The following is a 572-nucleotide window of genomic DNA, read 5'->3' as shown; positions in this document are numbered from 1 at the left end:
GACGGCGATCAACACGGTGGCCCCGGCGCTGATCGCGGGTAATACGGTGATCCTGAAACACGCCACGCAGACCCTGCTGGTGGGCGAGCGTATGGCGCAGGCCTTCCATGCAGCGGGTGTGCCGGAAGACGTGTTCCAGAATGTCTTTCTGAGCCATGACGTGACCAACGATCTGATCGCGGGCAATGCGTTCGACTTCGTGAACTTCACCGGCTCGGTCGGCGGCGGCCAGGCGATGGAGCGCGCGGCGGCGGGCACCTTTACCGGCGTCGGGACTGAGCTGGGCGGCAAGGATCCGGGTTATGTGATGGACGATGCCGATCTGGAGGCGGCGGTTGAGACGCTGATCGACGGGGCAATGTTCAACGCGGGCCAGTGCTGCTGCGGGATCGAGCGGATTTATGTGCATGAAAGCCTGTATGACGACTTCGTCGCCAGGGCGGTGGAGATCGTGAAGGGCTATAAGCTGGGCAATCCGCTGGACGCTGAGACCACCATTGGCCCGATGGCCAATGTGCGCTTTGCCGATGAGGTGCGGGCGCAGATTGCCGAGGCGGTCGAGGCTGGTGCGG

At 63.6% G+C, this 572-nt stretch carries 1 protein-coding gene; it reads left to right on the top strand.

Annotation, left to right across the window (positions count from 1 at the left end; translation table 11 throughout):
- Positions 1-572 (top strand): aldehyde dehydrogenase family protein (locus ACR0CG_RS24150; RefSeq protein WP_480528064.1); only part of this gene is annotated, 572 nt, incomplete at both ends.

The sequence above is a fragment of the Ruegeria sp. AB8 genome (assembly GCF_056542605.1).
Note: the sequence above shows the minus strand (reverse complement) of the source record. Positions and strands in the feature narration are given on the sequence as shown.